Origin of the sequence: Vibrio rotiferianus, from assembly GCF_002214395.1 — a bacterium.
GTDB lineage: Bacteria > Pseudomonadota > Gammaproteobacteria > Enterobacterales > Vibrionaceae > Vibrio > Vibrio rotiferianus.
Genome location: NZ_CP018311.1, coordinates 1614337 through 1631549 on the forward strand (window position 1 = coordinate 1614337; position 17213 = coordinate 1631549).

Annotated in this window: 15 protein-coding genes; 12 read left to right on the plus strand and 3 right to left on the minus strand. The window is 41.8% G+C overall.

The genetic code is table 11. The features are described from left to right. The first annotated feature begins 141 nt into the window (after window positions 1-141). The 8 genes from BSZ04_RS07560 (at window position 142) to BSZ04_RS07595 (ending at window position 8162) form a co-directional block, all read left to right on the plus strand. Entirely contained in the window at window positions 142-654 is a 513-nt protein-coding gene (locus BSZ04_RS07560; RefSeq protein ID WP_231896271.1) for a magnesium transporter, read from the plus strand. 1 nt (window position 655) lies between these two features. Then, entirely contained in the window at window positions 656-1645 is a 990-nt protein-coding gene (locus BSZ04_RS07565; protein WP_088880041.1) for an efflux RND transporter periplasmic adaptor subunit, read from the plus strand. Between the two features lie 143 nt (window positions 1646-1788). Beyond that, window positions 1789-2775 (plus strand): AAA family ATPase, encoded by a 987-nt coding sequence (locus BSZ04_RS07570; protein ID WP_088880042.1) that lies wholly within the window; start codon window positions 1789-1791, stop codon window positions 2773-2775. 6 nt (window positions 2776-2781) lie between these two features. Continuing rightward, the gene (locus BSZ04_RS07575) at window positions 2782-3726 is read left to right on the plus strand and encodes a DUF58 domain-containing protein (protein WP_088880043.1); all 945 of its coding nucleotides are present in this window, start codon (window positions 2782-2784) and stop codon (window positions 3724-3726) included. Window positions 3727-3740: 14 nt separating this feature from the next. After that, window positions 3741-4313 carry a DUF4381 domain-containing protein gene (locus BSZ04_RS07580; RefSeq protein WP_088880044.1) on the plus strand — a complete coding sequence of 191 codons (573 nt, stop codon included), beginning with the start codon at window positions 3741-3743 and terminating at the stop codon, window positions 4311-4313. Then, the gene (locus BSZ04_RS07585; RefSeq protein WP_088880045.1) at window positions 4303-5331 is read left to right on the plus strand and encodes a vWA domain-containing protein; all 1029 of its coding nucleotides are present in this window, start codon (window positions 4303-4305) and stop codon (window positions 5329-5331) included. The genes BSZ04_RS07580 and BSZ04_RS07585 overlap by 11 nt, the downstream gene beginning before the upstream one ends. Before the next feature lies 1 nt (window position 5332). Then, window positions 5333-6949, plus strand: a complete 1617-nt coding sequence (locus tag BSZ04_RS07590) for a vWA domain-containing protein (RefSeq protein WP_088880046.1) — start codon at window positions 5333-5335, stop codon at window positions 6947-6949. After that, a complete protein-coding gene (locus BSZ04_RS07595) occupies window positions 6936-8162 on the plus strand; it encodes a BatD family protein (RefSeq protein WP_088880047.1) in 1227 nt (408 codons plus the stop codon). The genes BSZ04_RS07590 and BSZ04_RS07595 overlap by 14 nt, the downstream gene beginning before the upstream one ends. Window positions 8163-8504: 342 nt before the next feature. On the opposite strand, the gene BSZ04_RS07600 is transcribed toward BSZ04_RS07595, so the two are convergent. After that, window positions 8505-9776, minus strand: a complete 1272-nt coding sequence (locus BSZ04_RS07600) for an anaerobic sulfatase maturase (protein ID WP_088880048.1) — start codon at window positions 9774-9776, stop codon at window positions 8505-8507. Window positions 9777-10037: 261 nt separating this feature from the next. On the opposite strand from BSZ04_RS07600, the gene BSZ04_RS07605 reads away from it, so the two are divergent. Both BSZ04_RS07605 and BSZ04_RS07610 read left to right on the plus strand, forming a co-directional pair. After that, a complete protein-coding gene (locus tag BSZ04_RS07605; protein ID WP_088880049.1) occupies window positions 10038-11597 on the plus strand; it encodes an arylsulfatase in 1560 nt (519 codons plus the stop codon). Between the two features lie 144 nt (window positions 11598-11741). Next, entirely contained in the window at window positions 11742-12518 is a 777-nt protein-coding gene (locus BSZ04_RS07610; protein WP_197697118.1) for a formylglycine-generating enzyme family protein, read from the plus strand. A gap of 84 nt (window positions 12519-12602) precedes the next feature. On the opposite strand, the gene BSZ04_RS07615 is transcribed toward BSZ04_RS07610, so the two are convergent. Then, window positions 12603-13196, minus strand: coding sequence for a response regulator transcription factor (locus tag BSZ04_RS07615; protein ID WP_088880050.1), 594 nt, complete (start codon window positions 13194-13196; stop codon window positions 12603-12605). Next, on the minus strand, window positions 13189-14382 hold the full coding sequence (locus tag BSZ04_RS07620) for a GAF domain-containing sensor histidine kinase (protein WP_088880051.1): 1194 nt from the start codon (window positions 14380-14382) through the stop codon (window positions 13189-13191). Before BSZ04_RS07620 ends, BSZ04_RS07615 begins: the two co-directional genes overlap by 8 nt. A 219-nt stretch (window positions 14383-14601) precedes the next feature. Here BSZ04_RS07620 and BSZ04_RS07625 point away from each other — a divergent pair, with 219 nt between their 5' ends. Together BSZ04_RS07625 and BSZ04_RS07630 are read left to right on the plus strand one after the other, a co-directional pair. Next, window positions 14602-15915, plus strand: coding sequence for a TolC family outer membrane protein (locus BSZ04_RS07625; RefSeq protein WP_088880052.1), 1314 nt, complete (start codon window positions 14602-14604; stop codon window positions 15913-15915). A gap of 8 nt (window positions 15916-15923) precedes the next feature. Further along, complete coding sequence (locus BSZ04_RS07630; RefSeq protein ID WP_088880053.1) at window positions 15924-17144, plus strand: OmpP1/FadL family transporter; 1221 nt, start codon at window positions 15924-15926, stop codon at window positions 17142-17144. Window positions 17145-17213: the final 69 nt, after the last annotated feature.

Here is a 17213-nt window from a genome sequence, read left to right on the forward strand (position 1 = left end):
GGAATCACTTTATCGAAAAATGAGATGGCCCCTATATTTGTCATTGGACTAGTAATTTTTCGGGTGGTTACAAAGAGAGATAGCCCATAGCATTCACTCCATAAACTTCTTATTTTTTTAGCCAGACCAGCGAGGGCTGTTATGAATGTTCTAAAGAGCATAGTTCGAGTCATTTGGGCCATTATATTGGTATTTATAAAGTTTTTTGCGTTTATGGCCGTGATGTTAGGCGGTGCATATGTGCTTGCTCCAATGGGAATGGTCAATTCTAAAGACATTGATATGAGCATGTTTACCAATACACCAAATCCCACCATGATGACCATTTTAAATAGTGAATATTTTAGCGGTTATTTGTTTGCGGTAACTATAGCGTTAGCGCTTTTTGTAGCCTACTTGCTATGGGAGATTCATGAAGTAGCCGTCCATAAAGCCAAAGAGAAAAAGAGTACTCACGTTCAACTCGTATTTGCGCTTTCTTTATGTGGTCTACTAATACATAAAGCGTGGTGGGTATTAGCAATAATCATTGCGTTTGCGAATTGGCAGCACATTGGTTCTTCGCTGAGTAAAGTGATAAGAGATGGTATATCAAGTATGAAGTTTGATGATACAGACAATAAAGATATCAACATGAGTAAGTCGGAGCACTAAAATGAAAGAGATTATGATTCCCTATATTTTGTTAATGTGGATACTTGTATCTACAGGAGCAATTAAATGGACTCTTAAGAGTGCTTTTTGGATTATTTCTGGTGGTGTGTTCATCTTAGTATTCTTAGGTATACTTTCTAGATTATGGGCACCAGTAGATATGACGTACTCTTCTACGGTAAAAGCGCCTCATGCAGTATTATCTCCTATTTTTGGTGAACAGATCGATGAGATTCTTGTTGATCATAACCAGATCGTGAAGCAGGGTGACCCTATATATACACTCGTTGACACTACTTCTGTCGCGGAGCTTGCGAAAATTACTGCAGCGATTACTAAGCAAGAAGAGTCGATTGCTCAAATGGAGCGAGATCTTGAACGTGCTAAGACTTCTCCGGAAATATTTAAAGAACGAGATGTTGAAAATTACACTTCGCAATTGAGAATTGCTCGCTCTCAGCTTGATTCATTACAAGCTGACTACAAGAAAGTTGAATTTGTTCAATCTCTTAAAACTGTGACAGCGCCTTTTGATGGTCAAGTAGCAGTGGTGAACGTAGCAAATGGTAGCCGTGTGGGTAATATGCATATTTATGACACATCGCGTAAATTTGTTGAGATGCGAATCCCAGATCAAACGTTCCGATATGTTGAGACTGGTCAGTTTGCTGAGTTTTACGTAGACGCGTATCCAGGTGAAGTTTTCCGTGCGCGAGTGCATAGTTTTACAGCTGGTACTGGCGAATCATCAGTCTCTCCTATTCAAGGGCCGCAGAGTGTACGCCAACACGTTGGCGCAAATACGAGTAGTCATGGCCGAACGGTGATATTGGAAATTATTGAGCCTGACGGTAAGTATATTCCGATTGGTGCAACTGGTTCTGCTTGGATTTCAGCGAAGAAGCCTCATAGTCTATTAGGATTTATTGATGTTATCGGTGCAGCAACTGTCAGACTGCATTCATATAAATCATACCTAAACGCTATGTAACGTATTTAACTATAATCTATAAAAAGCCACTTCACTTGATGAAGTGGCTTTTTTATTTGGTGTAAATAAAAACTCGTATATTTACGAGTTATTTAGTCCCGCTCAACCATATAAATTTAATGCAGATAAATTGGAGGCTTAACATGAGCAATAGTGAACCTTACAATAATTTGCAGCGAACTTATCAGTCGGTCTGTCGTTCAGTTATTGGCCAAGAGGAAGTGATTAAATCTATCTTTATTGGCTTATTGGTTAAAGGACATGTGTTGTTAGAAGGATTGCCGGGGACAGCAAAGACAAGGTCAATACAGACCCTCGCTAAGGCAATAAATGCTCAACTAGGTAGAGTTCAGTTTACGCCAGATCTTTTACCTTCCGATGTCACTGGCTCAGAAGTTTATCGTGAAGTGAATGGCAAGCCTTCAATTACCTTTGAAGAAGGCCCTATCTTTAATCAACTAGTGTTAGCTGATGAAGTGAACCGAGCTCCGGCAAAGGTTCAGGCTGCGTTGTTAGAAGCCATGGCAGAACGCACTGTAACTGTTGCGGGGCAAACCCATAATTTGCCTGAACTCTTTTTGGTGTTAGCAACCCAAAACCCTCTTGATCAAGAGGGAACGTATCCTCTTCCAGAAGCTCAACTTGACCGTTTTTTGCTGAAAGTAAATGTGGATTTTCCTTCAAAAGAAGCTGAGTTGGACATCATTCGCTTAGTCAGAAGTGAAGAATATCAGGCCCAATCTTCAAATAAAGTTAATCCGTTGCATGCAAGTGTTGAAGATGTACTGATGGCGCAGAAAGAAGTCTCTCTAGTTCGTATTGCTCCTACTATGGAACAGTACATTGTCAACCTTATTACCGCAACTCGATATGGTGAAGAGTACCCGAATGCCACTTTCCCGAAATGGCTAGAGGTCGGTGTTAGCCCTCGTGCTTCAATAGCGTTAGATAAATGTGCTCGAGCGCATGCCTGGTTAGATAATCGTGACTACGTTGAGCCGGATGATATCCGTGCAGTAGCTCATAGTGTTTTAGGACACCGATTAACGCTGAACCATGAAGCGATGTATGAGCAAGTGACATCAGATATGGTGATTGATGACCTTTTAACGAACGTCTCTATAGGGTAATTTCTTATGAATCCGTTATACGAAGGTTTGAAGCATGATTGCCGCGTGTACACCCAACTCGACCTGTTGTATCGAATTAAATGCGCTACGAATACAAAGAGTCGATTTCCGGAGTTAGTTAATGCGCGCAGTCCCTCTGGCGCTCACTCATCAAATCACCGAGGCCGAGGACTGAATTTTGAAGAACTCCGCCACTACCAGCGTGGAGACGATGTTCGTCACATAGATTGGAAAACTACCCTGCGTACCGGTAAACCTCACGTCAGGGCGTATAGCGAAGAGAAAGAGCAAAACGTACTAGTCTGTGTCGATCAACGCGAATCCATGTTCTTCAGTAGTGTTGATACCATGAAGTCCGTTGTCGCCGCAAATGTGGCTGCTTACTGTATCTGGTCCGTGATTGGCAAGGGTGACAGAATAGGTACTCTTATCTCAAGAGATGAAGAATCAATTTTTATTCCTTGTAAGAAAGGCGAAAGCCATGCAAAGGGAATACTTCAACAGCTACATACTCAAAATCACCGATTAGGTGAAGATATCGCCTTTGTCGATCAGAGCAAATCTTTCTTAAAGCAACTTAAGTGCATACAGAAGCGTAATGTGGTCAATACGACCATTATTATAATTAGCGATTGGTATGGACTTGAAGCGGGTTCAATGCGGCTGATACAACACCTACAAAAAAGCAATCGTATTATTGGCGTTCAAGTCATTGACCCTATAGAGGCCAATATTCACGACTGGGATGGTGTGAATATTTCCGATGGTCAACATCAGCTGCAACTGAGTCAATTTGGCCTAACAAATAATGATGTTTTGCAACAGTACAGCGATGCTGTAGAAGAGCAGTTCAAGCTGTTATCTAAACGATTATCGACTGCAGAATTTCCACTCATAACACTAACCACCGATGGGCAAGAAATTGAAGCCTTTCGCAGTTATTTTCTTTGAATTTAGAGAGCGTAATGAGCGAGTCTATTTCTGAATTGACATCCAATGGTTTTGGAAACCTGATTTTATATGGATTAGGAGAGCCGACAGGCTTTCATGAACCTCTTATCGTACAATCCATTCCTTTTACACCTCAAACCGTTGGCTGGCTGGTGGTTTTGCTCGCAGTGTGCCTATATGTTTGTCTACGAGTGCGTTCTAGTATTCTCCATTGGGTAAAAAATCGTTATCGAAAACAATACATGTCCCGACTACCAAACATTGAAAGTCATACTTTTGAATATGATTCCTTTCAAATAATGACAAAGATCCGAGCAATTTCGAATACCGATAACCCAGATTACACAGCTCATCTATTTGGGCGAGAGTGGCTCAAAGCGATGGATAGTCAGTGCTCAAAGCGTTCAAACTTCGATTCAACTATTGGTCGCGAATGGATGAAGATTCTGACTAGCCAGCGTGAGGAAGCGATGACCTCTTACGAAAAACAACACTTGTTGGAGTGCTGCGAATTTTGGATCTTGAATCATAGTAATTTAGGCGAAAAAACAGGTGAATTGGAAAAAGGGGGCAGCTATGGAGCTTGAGTATCCCTTGGTATTACTTTCACTTCCGCTACCTTGGATTATTTACCGCTATGCTCCCGCTTTTCGCACGTCTGATGAGGCCATAAAAGTTCCTTTTTTTCGTCGAATCATCGAACTTAGTGGAGAGCGTCTAACAACTGGTGGCCAAGTCCTTACGCCAATGTGGTGGCAAAAACTGTGTCTTGTTTTTGTATGGATAATGTTGGTTATTGCGGCATGCAAACCAGTTGTTTTGGGAGAGCCTCAAACCTTTACTAAGGCAGGGCGAGACCTAATGGTTGTCGTTGATTTGTCAGGCTCAATGGAGACAAGCGACTTTAAACTCCCTGGAAGTGATGAACCCATTTCCCGCTTAGAAGCATTAAAGAATGTATTGAGCGAGTTTTCAGGTAAGCGGGAAGGGGACCGTCTGGGTTTGATCTTGTTCGGAGACCGAGCGTACTTGCAAGCGCCTTTTACTGCGGACCACAAAACCTGGCTGTCACTTGTAAAGGAAACACAGGTGGGGATGGCTGGTCAAAGCACCCACATCGGAGACGCTTTGGGTTTAGCGATGAAAGTGATTGCTAAGGATTCGATAGTGTTTGAAGAGAATGGAGACGAATCTAATCAAGTAGAGAAAGTGATTATTTTACTCACCGATGGCAATGATACGGATAGTCAGGTTCCACCAATAGAAGCGGCCACTCTGGCTAGAGATGTCAATGTTCGCATACATACAATCGCAATTGGAGATCCAGAAACCGTGGGAGAGTCTGCAATGAACGTTGAAGAGCTTGAAAAGATTGCTCGTCTTAGTGGTGGAGAGTCCTTCCAAGCTATGTCATATCAAGAGTTGCAAGCGATCTACACGACACTTAACAAGCTAGAACCATCGGAATACGCAAGTTTCAGCTATCAACCTAAAATAAGCGCACATCATGTGCCTATCTGCCTTGGGTTGGGGGTTTACCTCTTTGCCTACATTGTTAACTTTATGATCCGAGTGTCGTTCGGTAGAGAAAGGCAGGGCGAGTAAAATGAGTAGTTTATTAGATTTCCATTTTATACGCCCTCTATGGTTACTGGCGTTAATCCCTTTTTTATTAATGGCTTATGTTGCTTTAAGGCAGCAAAGTAATAAACCATCTTGGGAAAAAAAATTACCGAAACATTTGGCTCTCGCTTTAGGGACTCGTGATAAACATTGGCGTAAAAAATTACCGATAAAAGTTTGGCTAGTGGTTAGCATCGTTGTGATTATCACCGCATCTGGCCCAACATGGAAACGGGAAACCACGCCATTTAGTGAAGACCATTCACCGTTGTTTATTGTTTTAGATACGTCAGAGTCGATGCTGGAAACGGACGTTAAACCTAATCGACTTTCAAGAGCAAAACTCAAAGTTCAGGATCTGTTGGCAGAAAACAGTAGCAAGAATAAGGCATTAATTGCTTACGCTGGCAGTGCACATCTTGCTGTTCCTTTGACACAAGATGAACACGTATTTGTTCCTATACTTCAGTCACTCAGTCCTGCAGTTATGCCACTACAAGGTAAGTATCCAGAACTTGCAGTGAGTATTATTGAAGACCAGTTAAACAAAATGTCTCTGAAAGCGGTTTCTGCGACGATCGTCCTACTGAGTGACGGAGTCGGAAGTAGTGCAAAAGAGTTCTATGCGGCGTTGGCACAGCGTGATGACATCTCTATTAAAGTGTTGATCTTAGGTATTGGGGATCAAACAAGAACCAGTAACATCCCGTTTGATGAACAAGGGTTAAAGCAGTTCGCATCGGAAATCAGTGGAGATTATCACAGAATGTCGAGTGACGACTCAGACATAAAGTGGCTATCGAAACATATAACTAACCATACTCGGCTCAACGGAGAGCAGGCTCAGCCATGGAAGGATATGGGGTACCCACTCGTATTTATTATTATGGCGATATTTTTATTGTGGTTTAGGAAAGGGTGGACTGTACATTGGTGTTTGTTGCCACTTATCCTCGTTATGCATGCTCAACCCGTGAGTGCAGAGAATACCGGTAGTACACAGAGTAGTTTTGAGTTTATTGATTTGTGGATGACAAAAGATCAACAAGCGCAGTGGTACTTTAATCGAGGTGATTACCAAAAAGCCGCCGAGCTATTCGTCTCAACGGAGCATAAAGCGCAAGCTTACTACTTAGCTGAGAACTTTGAATTGGCCAATGCGTATTATCTACGGGTAAACAATAAGCAAGGGATGTTAGGTGCAGCAAACTCTGCATCCCAACTCCGAGAGTATGTTGTTGCCAGGCAGATGTATAAGCAAATCCTAAGGCAATACCCGGATTTCGAAGCTGCAAAAACGAACTTGGTGATCGTCGAAAAAATTATCGAAGACATCAATCGACAGAGTGAAAGCCAAGCGAATACAGAAAACGAATCCAGTAAAGAGCTTGGAGATGCGCCACAAACAAGCGATGGTGCTGAAGAAAAAGTGGCCAAGAGACAGGTTCAAAAGCAAAAGTTTAGCGCAAATCAGCTGCGCGCGAATAAAGCCATGTTCGATGCATGGATGAAGCAAGTGGAAGGCAACCAACAAGCCTTTTTAGCGACAAAATTTGCAATACAGCTGCAGCAGAAGGAATCGTCTAATGAACGCGACTAAAAAGACTTACTTAAAGATAATGTCAGTAGTTGCTGCGTTACTTTTCCCCGCTTTTTCTGCGGCATCAACTGACCTAAAGGCTTTGTTTGATGAGGGCAAATTGAAAGTGGAAGTCTTTCTATCAGTTGAAGGGCAAACAAAGCGCGCAAACCAATTATATAGAGCAGCAGCAGTCAATGAGCAAATCGATCTCATTGTGAAAGTGTCTACCGATAGATGGTTTACTCGAGGCACTCGAGTTACGTCTCTAAGCCTGAGTCAAGCCCTTGTTCAGCAAAGAGATAAGCTTGCCTCCAATTATACTGAGAAACTGCAAGGTCAAACCTGGTCAGTTCAGGAGTGGCAACTCGCCATCTATCCGCTTGATAGTGGTCGCTATCATATACCGAACCTAACGCTCGCGGCTTCAGTGTCTTTGGAGGAAGGTGGAAGTGCAGAAGGCTATATACAGACTCCCAGTGTTAGCTTTGAGGTTATGCAATCAAATGGTGTTAACTCATCGCAGACTCCGGCTTCGACAGACGTTCAATTTGGTCAGACGTGGAACGAATTGGGTGACTTAAAAGTCGGTGACGCCATTACGAGAACGCTACACATCAAGGCCGATGAAACAACAGTATCTCTATTGCCAGAACTTAACGCACTTGAACTGGCTGGCACTAATAGTTATAGCGAAGTTTTAACATCAAAAGACATGCAAAGCCGAGGGCGGTATTCTGCAGAAAAAACGGTCGTCCATACTTATATTGTCCACAATAGTGGCACGTTAATGGTGCCGCCAATAGAGTTAGAGTGGTGGGATACTAAAACGCAGAGCCTAAGAAGCGCAGAATTAACGGGTTTGGAAGTAAATATACCTCACACTCCTAAAAGTTGGTTAATGCAGTACTGGGTTCATTGTATCGTTATCGGATTACTGATTTCAGTATTGACAGCCTCTGTACGTTACTTTATTTGTCGCTTTGACCAAGAGAATTTACCACCAATCTTTTTTCTGATGCGCAGCCTTGTATCAAGAGATTGGAGAGAAGTGCATAGACATTTGTATAACCAAAATATGAAGAAAACAGGGCGCGTTGAAATCAGGGGGAGTGTACCTGAAAAAGCGGTAAACGAATGGTCTGAACAGCATTTCTTGCCCACCGCTCGCTCTGATAATGCGAAGGTTTCTACGGTCTTAAAGTTGTGGAAAAGAATTAACAACGAACGATAGTACACGGCCTATCACGTGATATCTCAATGATTTTACGATGTGTCTGCTTAAGTAATTAGGGGAGCACTTCCGCAACGTTAACGTTTGAAAAGCTCAGCTCAGCGGATATACAACTGTAGTTTGGGTAAGCAAGTGGGCGTGTTAGCCAGTTGAAGTAGGTGGTTTAAGGCTGAAAACAAAAAATCCGATAAACAGTGTTTATCGGACTATTACATATAGGGAGGAGCATTCAATGAATCTGTCTCCTTCGGCAACTCCTTGTCGTCCATTTTGAGTTGACGAATGTTCTAGTGATGAGGCGTTTATTAACTGGTACTTTTGTATGGAAATGGGCCCTTTAAGTTATCGGAAGTTACTTTGCTTTTTAACTTCGTATCCTAGGCTTCGTACGATGTATGACATAAAAGGGTCGATGTGTTTAAAGAATTTATGCCAACCAGAACATAGATAATTGTGGCCAGCCTCACCGTCATGAGAGCGAACGAAACGATTTTTTGGACACTCGCCATAACAAGCAAAAGCGTAGTCACACTTTTTACATTGTTGAGTTAATGTTCTCGTTTTGTTGAACCCAAATTGTTGCTGCTTCATCGAGAACGCCATGTCATCGAGTTTATTTTCGTATGCATTGCCAATTTTGTATTCTGGATAAACATAGTGGTCGCAAGTGAAAACATCGCCATTAGGCTCCATCGCTAAACCCTTACCGCAAATACTTCCCTGCGTACAAAGAGGGCTATCTTGACCTGTCCAAGAAATGAAAGCGGCTTCGAAATACTGTACGTTGACTCGGCCTAAATCGTGGTTAAACCATTCGTCAAAGACTTTGCATAAAAACGTACCCCAGTCTTGACTTTTTACACACCAAGATTCGACAACAGAACTTTTTTCTGCTGGGTCGGTTTGTTTAGAATCCATTACTGGCATCTCGCGAGATTTCCAGTGTTGTGGAGCAGTTTCACGAAATGATTTTGGTTCGACTATCGGAATGAACTGGATTTGAGGAGAACGAACTACGTCTCTAAGAAATCGATAAATCTCAACAGGTTGCTTGCTCGTTAAACTATTTATACAAGTCAACGTTGCAAAGTTGACATTGTGTTTGTGTAGTAATTCAACAGACTGCATTACTCGAGAAAATGTGCCTCTCCCAGATTTGTTTGTACGGAAGGCATCATGATACATTTGCGGGCCATCAATGCTTAATCCCACTAAAAAATTGTTTTTGGCTAGAAACTCACACCATTTATCATTGAGCAAGGTACCGTTAGTCTGTAAATCATTTGAGATCTTGACACCTATAGGGGCGTATTTTTTTTGTAGTCTAACAATATCCTCAAAATAAGGTAGTCCGAGCATGGTCGGCTCTCCACCTTGCCAAGAAAATATTATTTCAGGGGTATTTTGTTGCTCAATATACTGAGAAATATAGGATTCAAGATCCTCGTAAGACATTTTAGGGGAGCAGCCTTCCTTATACTCCAGTAGGTCTTGTTTACTTAAGTAGTAGCAATAAGTGCAGTCGATGTTACACGCAGCCCCAATTGGCTTGGTCATTACATGCATTCGTTTGCTAGCTTTACCATTGTGAAGGTAAGTTGTTATGGCGTTCATGTCGCGCCCCCAGTATTAATATTAAAGGTCATTTATTTCACTTGTGAATATATCAGCGACGGGGTGTTGTTTCGAATGAATATTCGTCCGGTTAAGTAAAACTGGGAAAATTACCAGTATGGGTATATGAGATAGATCAACCTGAAATGATAACTAGAAAATTTGCTAGTAGGTTTGTTTCTCTTGTCGTCGTTTAATGAGTCCGAAAACATTTTTAACCATGTGTTTGGTTATTTTAATATCTTGATAAGGTGAACAATTATGTCTAAATTAATTGGACAAGTAACTGTAGGCTTGGGTGTTCTAGCAACTGCTCATGCTGCTGTTGCCGCTACATCTGAGCGTCCGAATATTCTTGTTATTTGGGGCGACGATATTGGTTATTCGAACATCAGCGCGTACAACAACGGTGTGATGGGCTACGAAACACCGAATATTGACCGTATCGCTAATGAAGGTGCACTGTTTACGCACCACTATGCTCAGCAAAGCTGTACTGCAGGCCGCTCTTCTTTCATTTTAGGTCAGCACCCTTTCAGAACGGGTCTTTTAACAATCGGTATGCCAGGCTCTGATCACGGTATTCCAGATTGGGCGCCGACTATTGCAGATGTACTTAAAAACAAAGGCTACGCAACGGGTCAATTCGGTAAGAACCACCTTGGTGATCAAGATAAACACTTGCCTACAAACCATGGTTTTGATGAATTCTTCGGTAACTTATACCACCTGAATGCAGAAGAAGAGCCAGAAACATACTACTACCCTAAAGACCCTGCATTTAAGAAAAACTTTGGCCCACGCGGTGTTATCCACGCGTTTGCTGATGGTCGCGTAGAAGATACAGGTCCTATGACTCGTAAACGTATGGAAACAGCGGATGATGAGTTTGTAGGCGCGTCTATTAAGTTTATTGAAAAAGCAGTTAAAGAAGACAAGCCATTCTTTACCTGGGTCAATGCTTCGCGTATGCACGTTCACACTCGTCTACAAGACAAATGGGATGGCATCACAGGTGTGGGTATTTACCCAGACGGTATGACAGAGCATGATTACCATGTCGGTCTGCTTCTAGACAAACTTGAAGAGCTGGGTATCGACGACAACACAATCGTTGTTTACTCTACAGATAACGGCGCTGAGAGATTTACATGGCCAGATGGCGGTACTACACCATTCCATGGTGAAAAAGGTACTACCTTCGAAGGTGGTATGCGTGTTCCTCAGTTGGTGCGTTGGCCAGGTACAATTGAACCGGGTACAAAAGTTAATGCAATGATGTCTCATGAAGACTGGTTGCCAACATTTGCTGCTGCTGCTGGTATGGATGATGTTGTCGGTGATCTTAAGAAAGGCGCTAAGTTCAACAACAAAGAGTGGCGTGTACACTTAGACGGTCACAACTTTAAACCGTTCTTTGAAGGCAAAGAAGACAAAGGCCCTCGTACGACCAAATTCTACTTTAGTGCTAACGGTGAGCTAAACGCACTTCGCTGGAATGAATGGAAAGCGACGTTCGCAAAAATGGAAGGTAATATGCAATCTGCGGTACGTATGGCACCAGCTTGGCCTGAGCTAACTAACTTGCACGCAGACCCATACGAAACTGCAGCGCATGATTCACCTATGTATCTACGTTGGATGATCGATAACATGTGGCTGTTTGTTCCTATGTCACAAGAAGTACAGAAGTTCTTTGGTTCACTAGAAGGTTACCCAATGCAGAAAGGTCAGGGCTTCAGTGCAGCAGGTATCAACTACAATACGCTTCAACTTCAAAAAGTGATGAAGCAGCTTCAAGCTAAACAAAAAGCACAATAGCGTTTCCCCCCGCTATAGTGATGTTAAAGGCCCAACCTAGTGTTGGGCCTTTCTCGTAAAACTACGAGCAGAATCGCTCGTATCAATGATGTACAGTTTGATTATAGCTTTCAAATATACATATATTGCATAGAGGTACCAGTAATGAAGAATTTAATGATGGCCGTGACGGCTGCCGCCTTCCTACAGGGCTGTTCGACTTCTTTATTTATGGAAGCAGAGGATATCGCGCTTAGGGACAAAATTATGTCGCAAATGGTTCATGTTGCCGGCGGCGATTATGAGCTTGGCGAGTCATGTGAAGAAGATGCCACTGCTTGTCCGGCCACTACTGTAGCAGTGAGTAGCTTTTACATATCAAAGTTTGAAATGACTCAGGATATATTCTTTGATGTGGTTGGTAATGATGTGAGTTACTTTCGTGGTGATAACATGCCAGTGAATCATGTTACGTGGCAGCAGGTTCAGTATTTTATAGAACATCTAAATAGACGAACTGGGAAGAGTTTCAGATTGCCAACCGAGGCTGAGTGGGAGTTTGCGGCTAAAGGTGGCAACCAGTCACAAGGTTTAAGTTTTAGTGGGTCTAATACCATTGATGATGTGGCTTGGTACAAAGGTAACGCGAAGAATAAAGCGCACCCTGTGGGATCTAAATTGCCAAACGAATTGGGTTTGTATGATATGACTGGCAACGTAGGCGAGTGGGTGCAAGATGCGTATGAGGCAGGATACAATCGTTTTGAATCACTCAGTGACCCGATCAACGATATAGATTCAGAACATCACCTTGCGTACAAATCGGTAAGAGGTGGTAGTTTCTCGTATCCTGCAGAGTTGTCAAAGAATACTAGTCGAGATTTTGCTAGTCAGACAGCGATGATGGCGGATATTGGCTTTCGTTTAGTTTTATCTGAATAATAACGTTGACTTCTTAAACTGAAGCTTGATTTTTATGATGCTCAGGCGATGATATGACATACCGCCTGAGCACCAAATAGAGCCTTATTTTACTAATCCATGTCTCAATGCGTACTGAACTAAAGCCGCGCCAGTTTTTACATCAATCAATTTCATCATAGTGTATTTGTGGAACTCGACTGTGCGGGATGAGATGAAAAGTTCATCTGCCACTTGCTTTGCCGATTTACCTTGTGCCAGTAGCCTTAAAACACTTAACTGACGAGAAGTAAGTTGAGGCTTATCTTCGTTGATAGTAATTGATTTAGAGAGATACTTTTCCCCGGAGAGTACAGTCTCAACGGCTTGAATAAGCTCATTTGCCGCTTCGTTCTTTAAAACGTAGCCAAGAGCACCAGCAGCGAACGCCCCTTCAGCGTACTCTTGCTCTTCGTGCATCGTTAAACAAATAATCTTGATATCCTTATTAAGCCTTTGTATCGCGGCTGAAGCAGCAATTCCGGTCATATCGCCCATGCTAACATCAGTAATAACTAGCTCAGGGTTGTGTTGTTTAACGAGCGCTATGAGCTCTTCCCCAGACTGTGCGATAGCGATAACATCGTGCTCTTTATTTAAAATGCCAGCAACGCCTTGCGCTACGATAAGGTGGTCATCGGCCAGAATTATTCTACTCATAATACCCCTGTATGTTTGGAATCTTAATATCTACGGAAAAACCACCATCACTAGGTGAATTGAATGAAACTTCGCCATTAAATTGAAGTGTTCGCTCAGTGATGCTTCGTAGACCGATATTAGTCTTAGTTTGCAAACCTTCAAGATCACAACCTACGCCGTCATCAATAACTTGGAAGTGGAGAACAGAATCTTTAATTTCTAGAATTACAAATACTGCGGAGGCCTTAGCATGCTTTGCTACGTTATTCAGTGCTTCTTGCAGAATTCGGTAAAGGTTGAGTGATAGGTCTTTGTTCAGTGTTTGAAGAGGGGAGATCAAGGTTTGTACTTCGAAGTCTTTTAACTCTGAGATCCTACGACACTCAGCGATTATAGCTGGAGTAAGGCCCAAGTCGTCTAATATTGCAGGGTGTAATGAACGCGATAAAGCTTGCATTTCAGTGGCGACGAGCTGGATTTGGTGCTGAAGCTCACGCAAACTAGTTTCAATTTGACTGTTTTCAGCTTGGCCAACTAAGTTCGAAGCTTCAAATGTCAAAAGCGCCATTTTTTGAGAAAAGTTGTCATGTAACTCTCTAGACAGCAAATTACGTTCAACTTCTTGGTTGCGAATAAGATCTCTAGAAAGCTTTTCTAGTTCAATGTTTTTATTTTGAATGGTTTGCCAGTATGAGTACCTTTCATGGGTGGCCGCGAGGATCTGTCCAAAACTCTGCATACGCTGGACTGTTGCTTCGTCCCAATCCGTCTCTCCTTCGTACCGACTAGCATTGATACTACCCCAAATACCGCCACGAACTTTTATAGGGATTGCTATATGAGAAATAATCCCTGATTTGTTTAAAATATGATCATCCTTATCTGGCATGACAGAGTGGAGGTTTTCGTGGGTAACCGCGACCACTTCTCCTTTAGCTATAAGATTAAGATAAGAGCTTGCTGCACCAACTTCCGGGATTGAAACAGAAGGGTAACCATCAGCTACTGAACTAAAAGCAGCTTCAAATCGGCTATGTTCATTAATACGCAATAAAGTCATACGTTGTGCGTAAATATAAGGTAGGAATGACTTTAAGGAGTATTGAATAGCTTCAGGTAAATCAGCAGTGTCATTGTCAAGCAACCACTTTGAGATTTCGATAGTAAATTGTTCGATTTCAGAAAAACTCTCTAGTTCATTCATTAGATTCGACTCGTGTATTCAATTTAACACTGATTATTATCACGTCTAATTAGAAACGAAACCAGAGTCTATGTGTGACTTTGATCATGGCTCATGGAACCTTTATCAACAACTGGGAAAATTTCGAGTTTAGGTAAGTGATTTGGCCATTTAAGATCCAGTTAACCGTAACCTCCCAAATAGTTATTGGGCAGCCTTTTAATACAACTGGAAATAGAAATGGATAAAGTTATTGCTCGTGTTCTATGTACAAGTTTACTTTGCAGTGGTCAAGCCCTTGCTGTGACGTTCGAAGAAGTTTACGAAGACGCAAAGAACAATTCACCAATGCTGAATCAAGCAAACGCAAAGCGGGAACGATTGCATGAGAACATTGAGCAACAAACTGGTGCGCTATTACCTCAGGTAAATTTGTCTGCGAGTTATGTTGTTAGTGAAGGCGACAGTTATGATATTGAACGAAGTAACGCCTCTATTGCAGTGCAACAGTTGATTTACGATGAATCAAGTTGGCAAAGGTTGTCTCTTAGTGAGTTAAATGCTCATTATGCAGATGTCCAGTTTGATGACCTTAAGCAGAGTTTCATATTGTCGGTAGCGACATCCTATTTCAATGTTCTTAGGGCTATTGACAAACTGACATTAACACGGGCAGAAAAGAAAGCGGTTAGAGAACACCTTAATCATACCAAGAAGCGATTTGATTTAGGTTTGTCTACTGCTACCGATGTTTATGATGCGCAAGCAGAATATGATCAGATGTTGGCGAACGAAATTACCGCTAAGAACCGAGTTAAAGATAGAAAGCATGAATTATGGTTATTAACCAATCAAAGATATGGCGAACTGTCTCCATTAGATACAAATAAATTTAGTCACGGAATACCTAGCTCTAAAGTTGATGAACTATTTCAACAAGCTAAGACAAAAAACATGCAGTTGTTAGCTGGACGAATTTCTATGGAAATACACAAAGCTAAAATTGATTATGCGAATTCTGGCCACGCTCCAAATGTAAAATTAAATTCAAGTTATCAACACACAAACTATCGTAATGGTGATGTATTAGACCCATATACAGATGATGGTGATACATGGAATGTGGGAATTATGATGAATGTGCCAATTTATACAGGTGGTCAGATTAGTTCAAGCGTTAAGCAAGCACAATTTGCACTCGTAGAATCTCAAGAGCAATTTGATTCGTTGATTCGAAAAACAGAGCAAAACATAAATAAACTGCACAATGATATTATTTCGAACTCTGAACTGATAAAAGCTCATACCCAGTCTACAAAGTCTGCAAAAGAATCGCTTAAAGCAACAGAGGCGGGATTTGATGTTGGAACACGTTCTATTATCGATGTTTTGCAAGCCAGTCGTCGATTATATAGTTCAAATAGAATGCTGTCTGAAGCACAGTATGATTACATTATTAGTAAGTTATCATTGAAATATCAAGTTGGGACGATTAGTGAACAAGATGTTCGTGATATCTCTAAAGGTTTGCACATTAGAAAAATTAAAATATAGGAACAAAAATGTTACTTAACAGAAAGTCACTTATCGCCTTGTCGATTTTTTCGGCGTCAAATGCAATGGCAGGTGCTTATATCTTCCCAGAATTGGGAATGATGAGTGTGAGTACTGCGGGTGCCGGAGCACAAGCGGTTGCTGAAGGTGCAGAGACCGCGTTTGCCAACCCAGCGGCAATGACACGACTAGAAACCGATACAATTGCATTCAATTTTCAGGGGATGGTTTCTCAAATAGACTACACGGATACTGGCTCTACGGGGATTTTCGATGGTGGAGCTGAAAAGACGTCGGCTGGTACTAAAATGCCAGCAGGCTCTTTTTATTACGTAAAACCAGTTAACGATAAGTTTTCTGTCGGCTTCGCGTTAGCTTCAGCTGGTGGCTCGGTAATTGATTATGGCCCTAACTTTTCAGGTTCACTATTATTGCAAGATGCAACCTTAATGACTGTTCAACTAAATCCTAGTGTTGCCTACAAGGTGAACGATGAGCTTTCAATTGGCCTTGGTCTAGTAGGTGAACTTGGGTATTTAAAACAAAACTTTGCAGGGAGCAGAGACACAACGCTACCAGCATTGCAAGGAAGCGGTGATAGCCTGGAATTTGGCTACACAATCAGTGCTCACTACGAGGCAGACGAAAATAACCGATACGGTATAGTTTATCGTTCGGAAACGAACCATGATATGGATGGGAAGTTAGAAAGTAATCAACGATCTACCGACGCATCGTTTAATATCATTATGCCATCAATGGCACTTATAAGTGGTTACCACAGCATTTATTCTGAGCTTGCTCTGTTATGGAGTATAGGTTGGAGTGATTTTAGTAAAGTACAGGAAATAACAGTTACCCTGACAAATATTGATGCAGCCATAGCGCGAGAGTGGGAAGATACCTATTCAATAAGTGTAGGTTCACACTACCAGATACAGCCAAAGCTCAGACTGGAAGGAGGGGTATATTACGAAACGTCGCCTCAAGATGACCCAACTATTCAGTATCCGGATGTTCCGACTGGTGAAATATGGAAATTTGCTACTGGTGTTACATATGAATTAACATCAAAATGGCGTATGCAAATGTATTACGAGTTCCTCTACGGAGGTCATCCGAAAATTGAATATACGACATTCGATGACTCGATATTTGAAAGTCAATTGTCCGGGGAGTATAGTGCAAATGTTCATTTCTTTGGCGTGATGATGAATTATAGGTTCTAAATTTAAATCAGATAAAAGCCCGATGTGTTCGGGCTTTTTTATGTCTATTTGTGTTGTAATCATTTGCAC

Bases quoted from the DNA above. Each gene is read 5' to 3' on its own strand.
- BSZ04_RS07560 (WP_231896271.1), top strand. From the start codon at position 142: ATGAATGTTCTAAAGAGCATAGTTCGAGTCATTTGGGCCATTATATTG.
- BSZ04_RS07565 (WP_088880041.1), top strand. From the start codon at position 656: ATGAAAGAGATTATGATTCCCTATATTTTGTTAATGTGGATACTTGTA.
- BSZ04_RS07570 (WP_088880042.1), top strand. From the start codon at position 1,789: ATGAGCAATAGTGAACCTTACAATAATTTGCAGCGAACTTATCAGTCG.
- BSZ04_RS07575 (WP_088880043.1), top strand. From the start codon at position 2,782: ATGAATCCGTTATACGAAGGTTTGAAGCATGATTGCCGCGTGTACACC.
- BSZ04_RS07580 (WP_088880044.1), top strand. From the start codon at position 3,741: ATGAGCGAGTCTATTTCTGAATTGACATCCAATGGTTTTGGAAACCTG.
- BSZ04_RS07585 (WP_088880045.1), top strand. From the start codon at position 4,303: ATGGAGCTTGAGTATCCCTTGGTATTACTTTCACTTCCGCTACCTTGG.
- BSZ04_RS07590 (WP_088880046.1), top strand. From the start codon at position 5,333: ATGAGTAGTTTATTAGATTTCCATTTTATACGCCCTCTATGGTTACTG.
- BSZ04_RS07595 (WP_088880047.1), top strand. From the start codon at position 6,936: ATGAACGCGACTAAAAAGACTTACTTAAAGATAATGTCAGTAGTTGCT.
- BSZ04_RS07600 (WP_088880048.1), bottom strand. From the start codon at position 9,776: ATGAACGCCATAACAACTTACCTTCACAATGGTAAAGCTAGCAAACGA.
- BSZ04_RS07605 (WP_088880049.1), top strand. From the start codon at position 10,038: ATGTCTAAATTAATTGGACAAGTAACTGTAGGCTTGGGTGTTCTAGCA.
- BSZ04_RS07610 (WP_197697118.1), top strand. From the start codon at position 11,742: ATGAAGAATTTAATGATGGCCGTGACGGCTGCCGCCTTCCTACAGGGC.
- BSZ04_RS07615 (WP_088880050.1), bottom strand. From the start codon at position 13,196: ATGAGTAGAATAATTCTGGCCGATGACCACCTTATCGTAGCGCAAGGC.
- BSZ04_RS07620 (WP_088880051.1), bottom strand. From the start codon at position 14,382: ATGAATGAACTAGAGAGTTTTTCTGAAATCGAACAATTTACTATCGAA.
- BSZ04_RS07625 (WP_088880052.1), top strand. From the start codon at position 14,602: ATGGATAAAGTTATTGCTCGTGTTCTATGTACAAGTTTACTTTGCAGT.
- BSZ04_RS07630 (WP_088880053.1), top strand. From the start codon at position 15,924: ATGTTACTTAACAGAAAGTCACTTATCGCCTTGTCGATTTTTTCGGCG.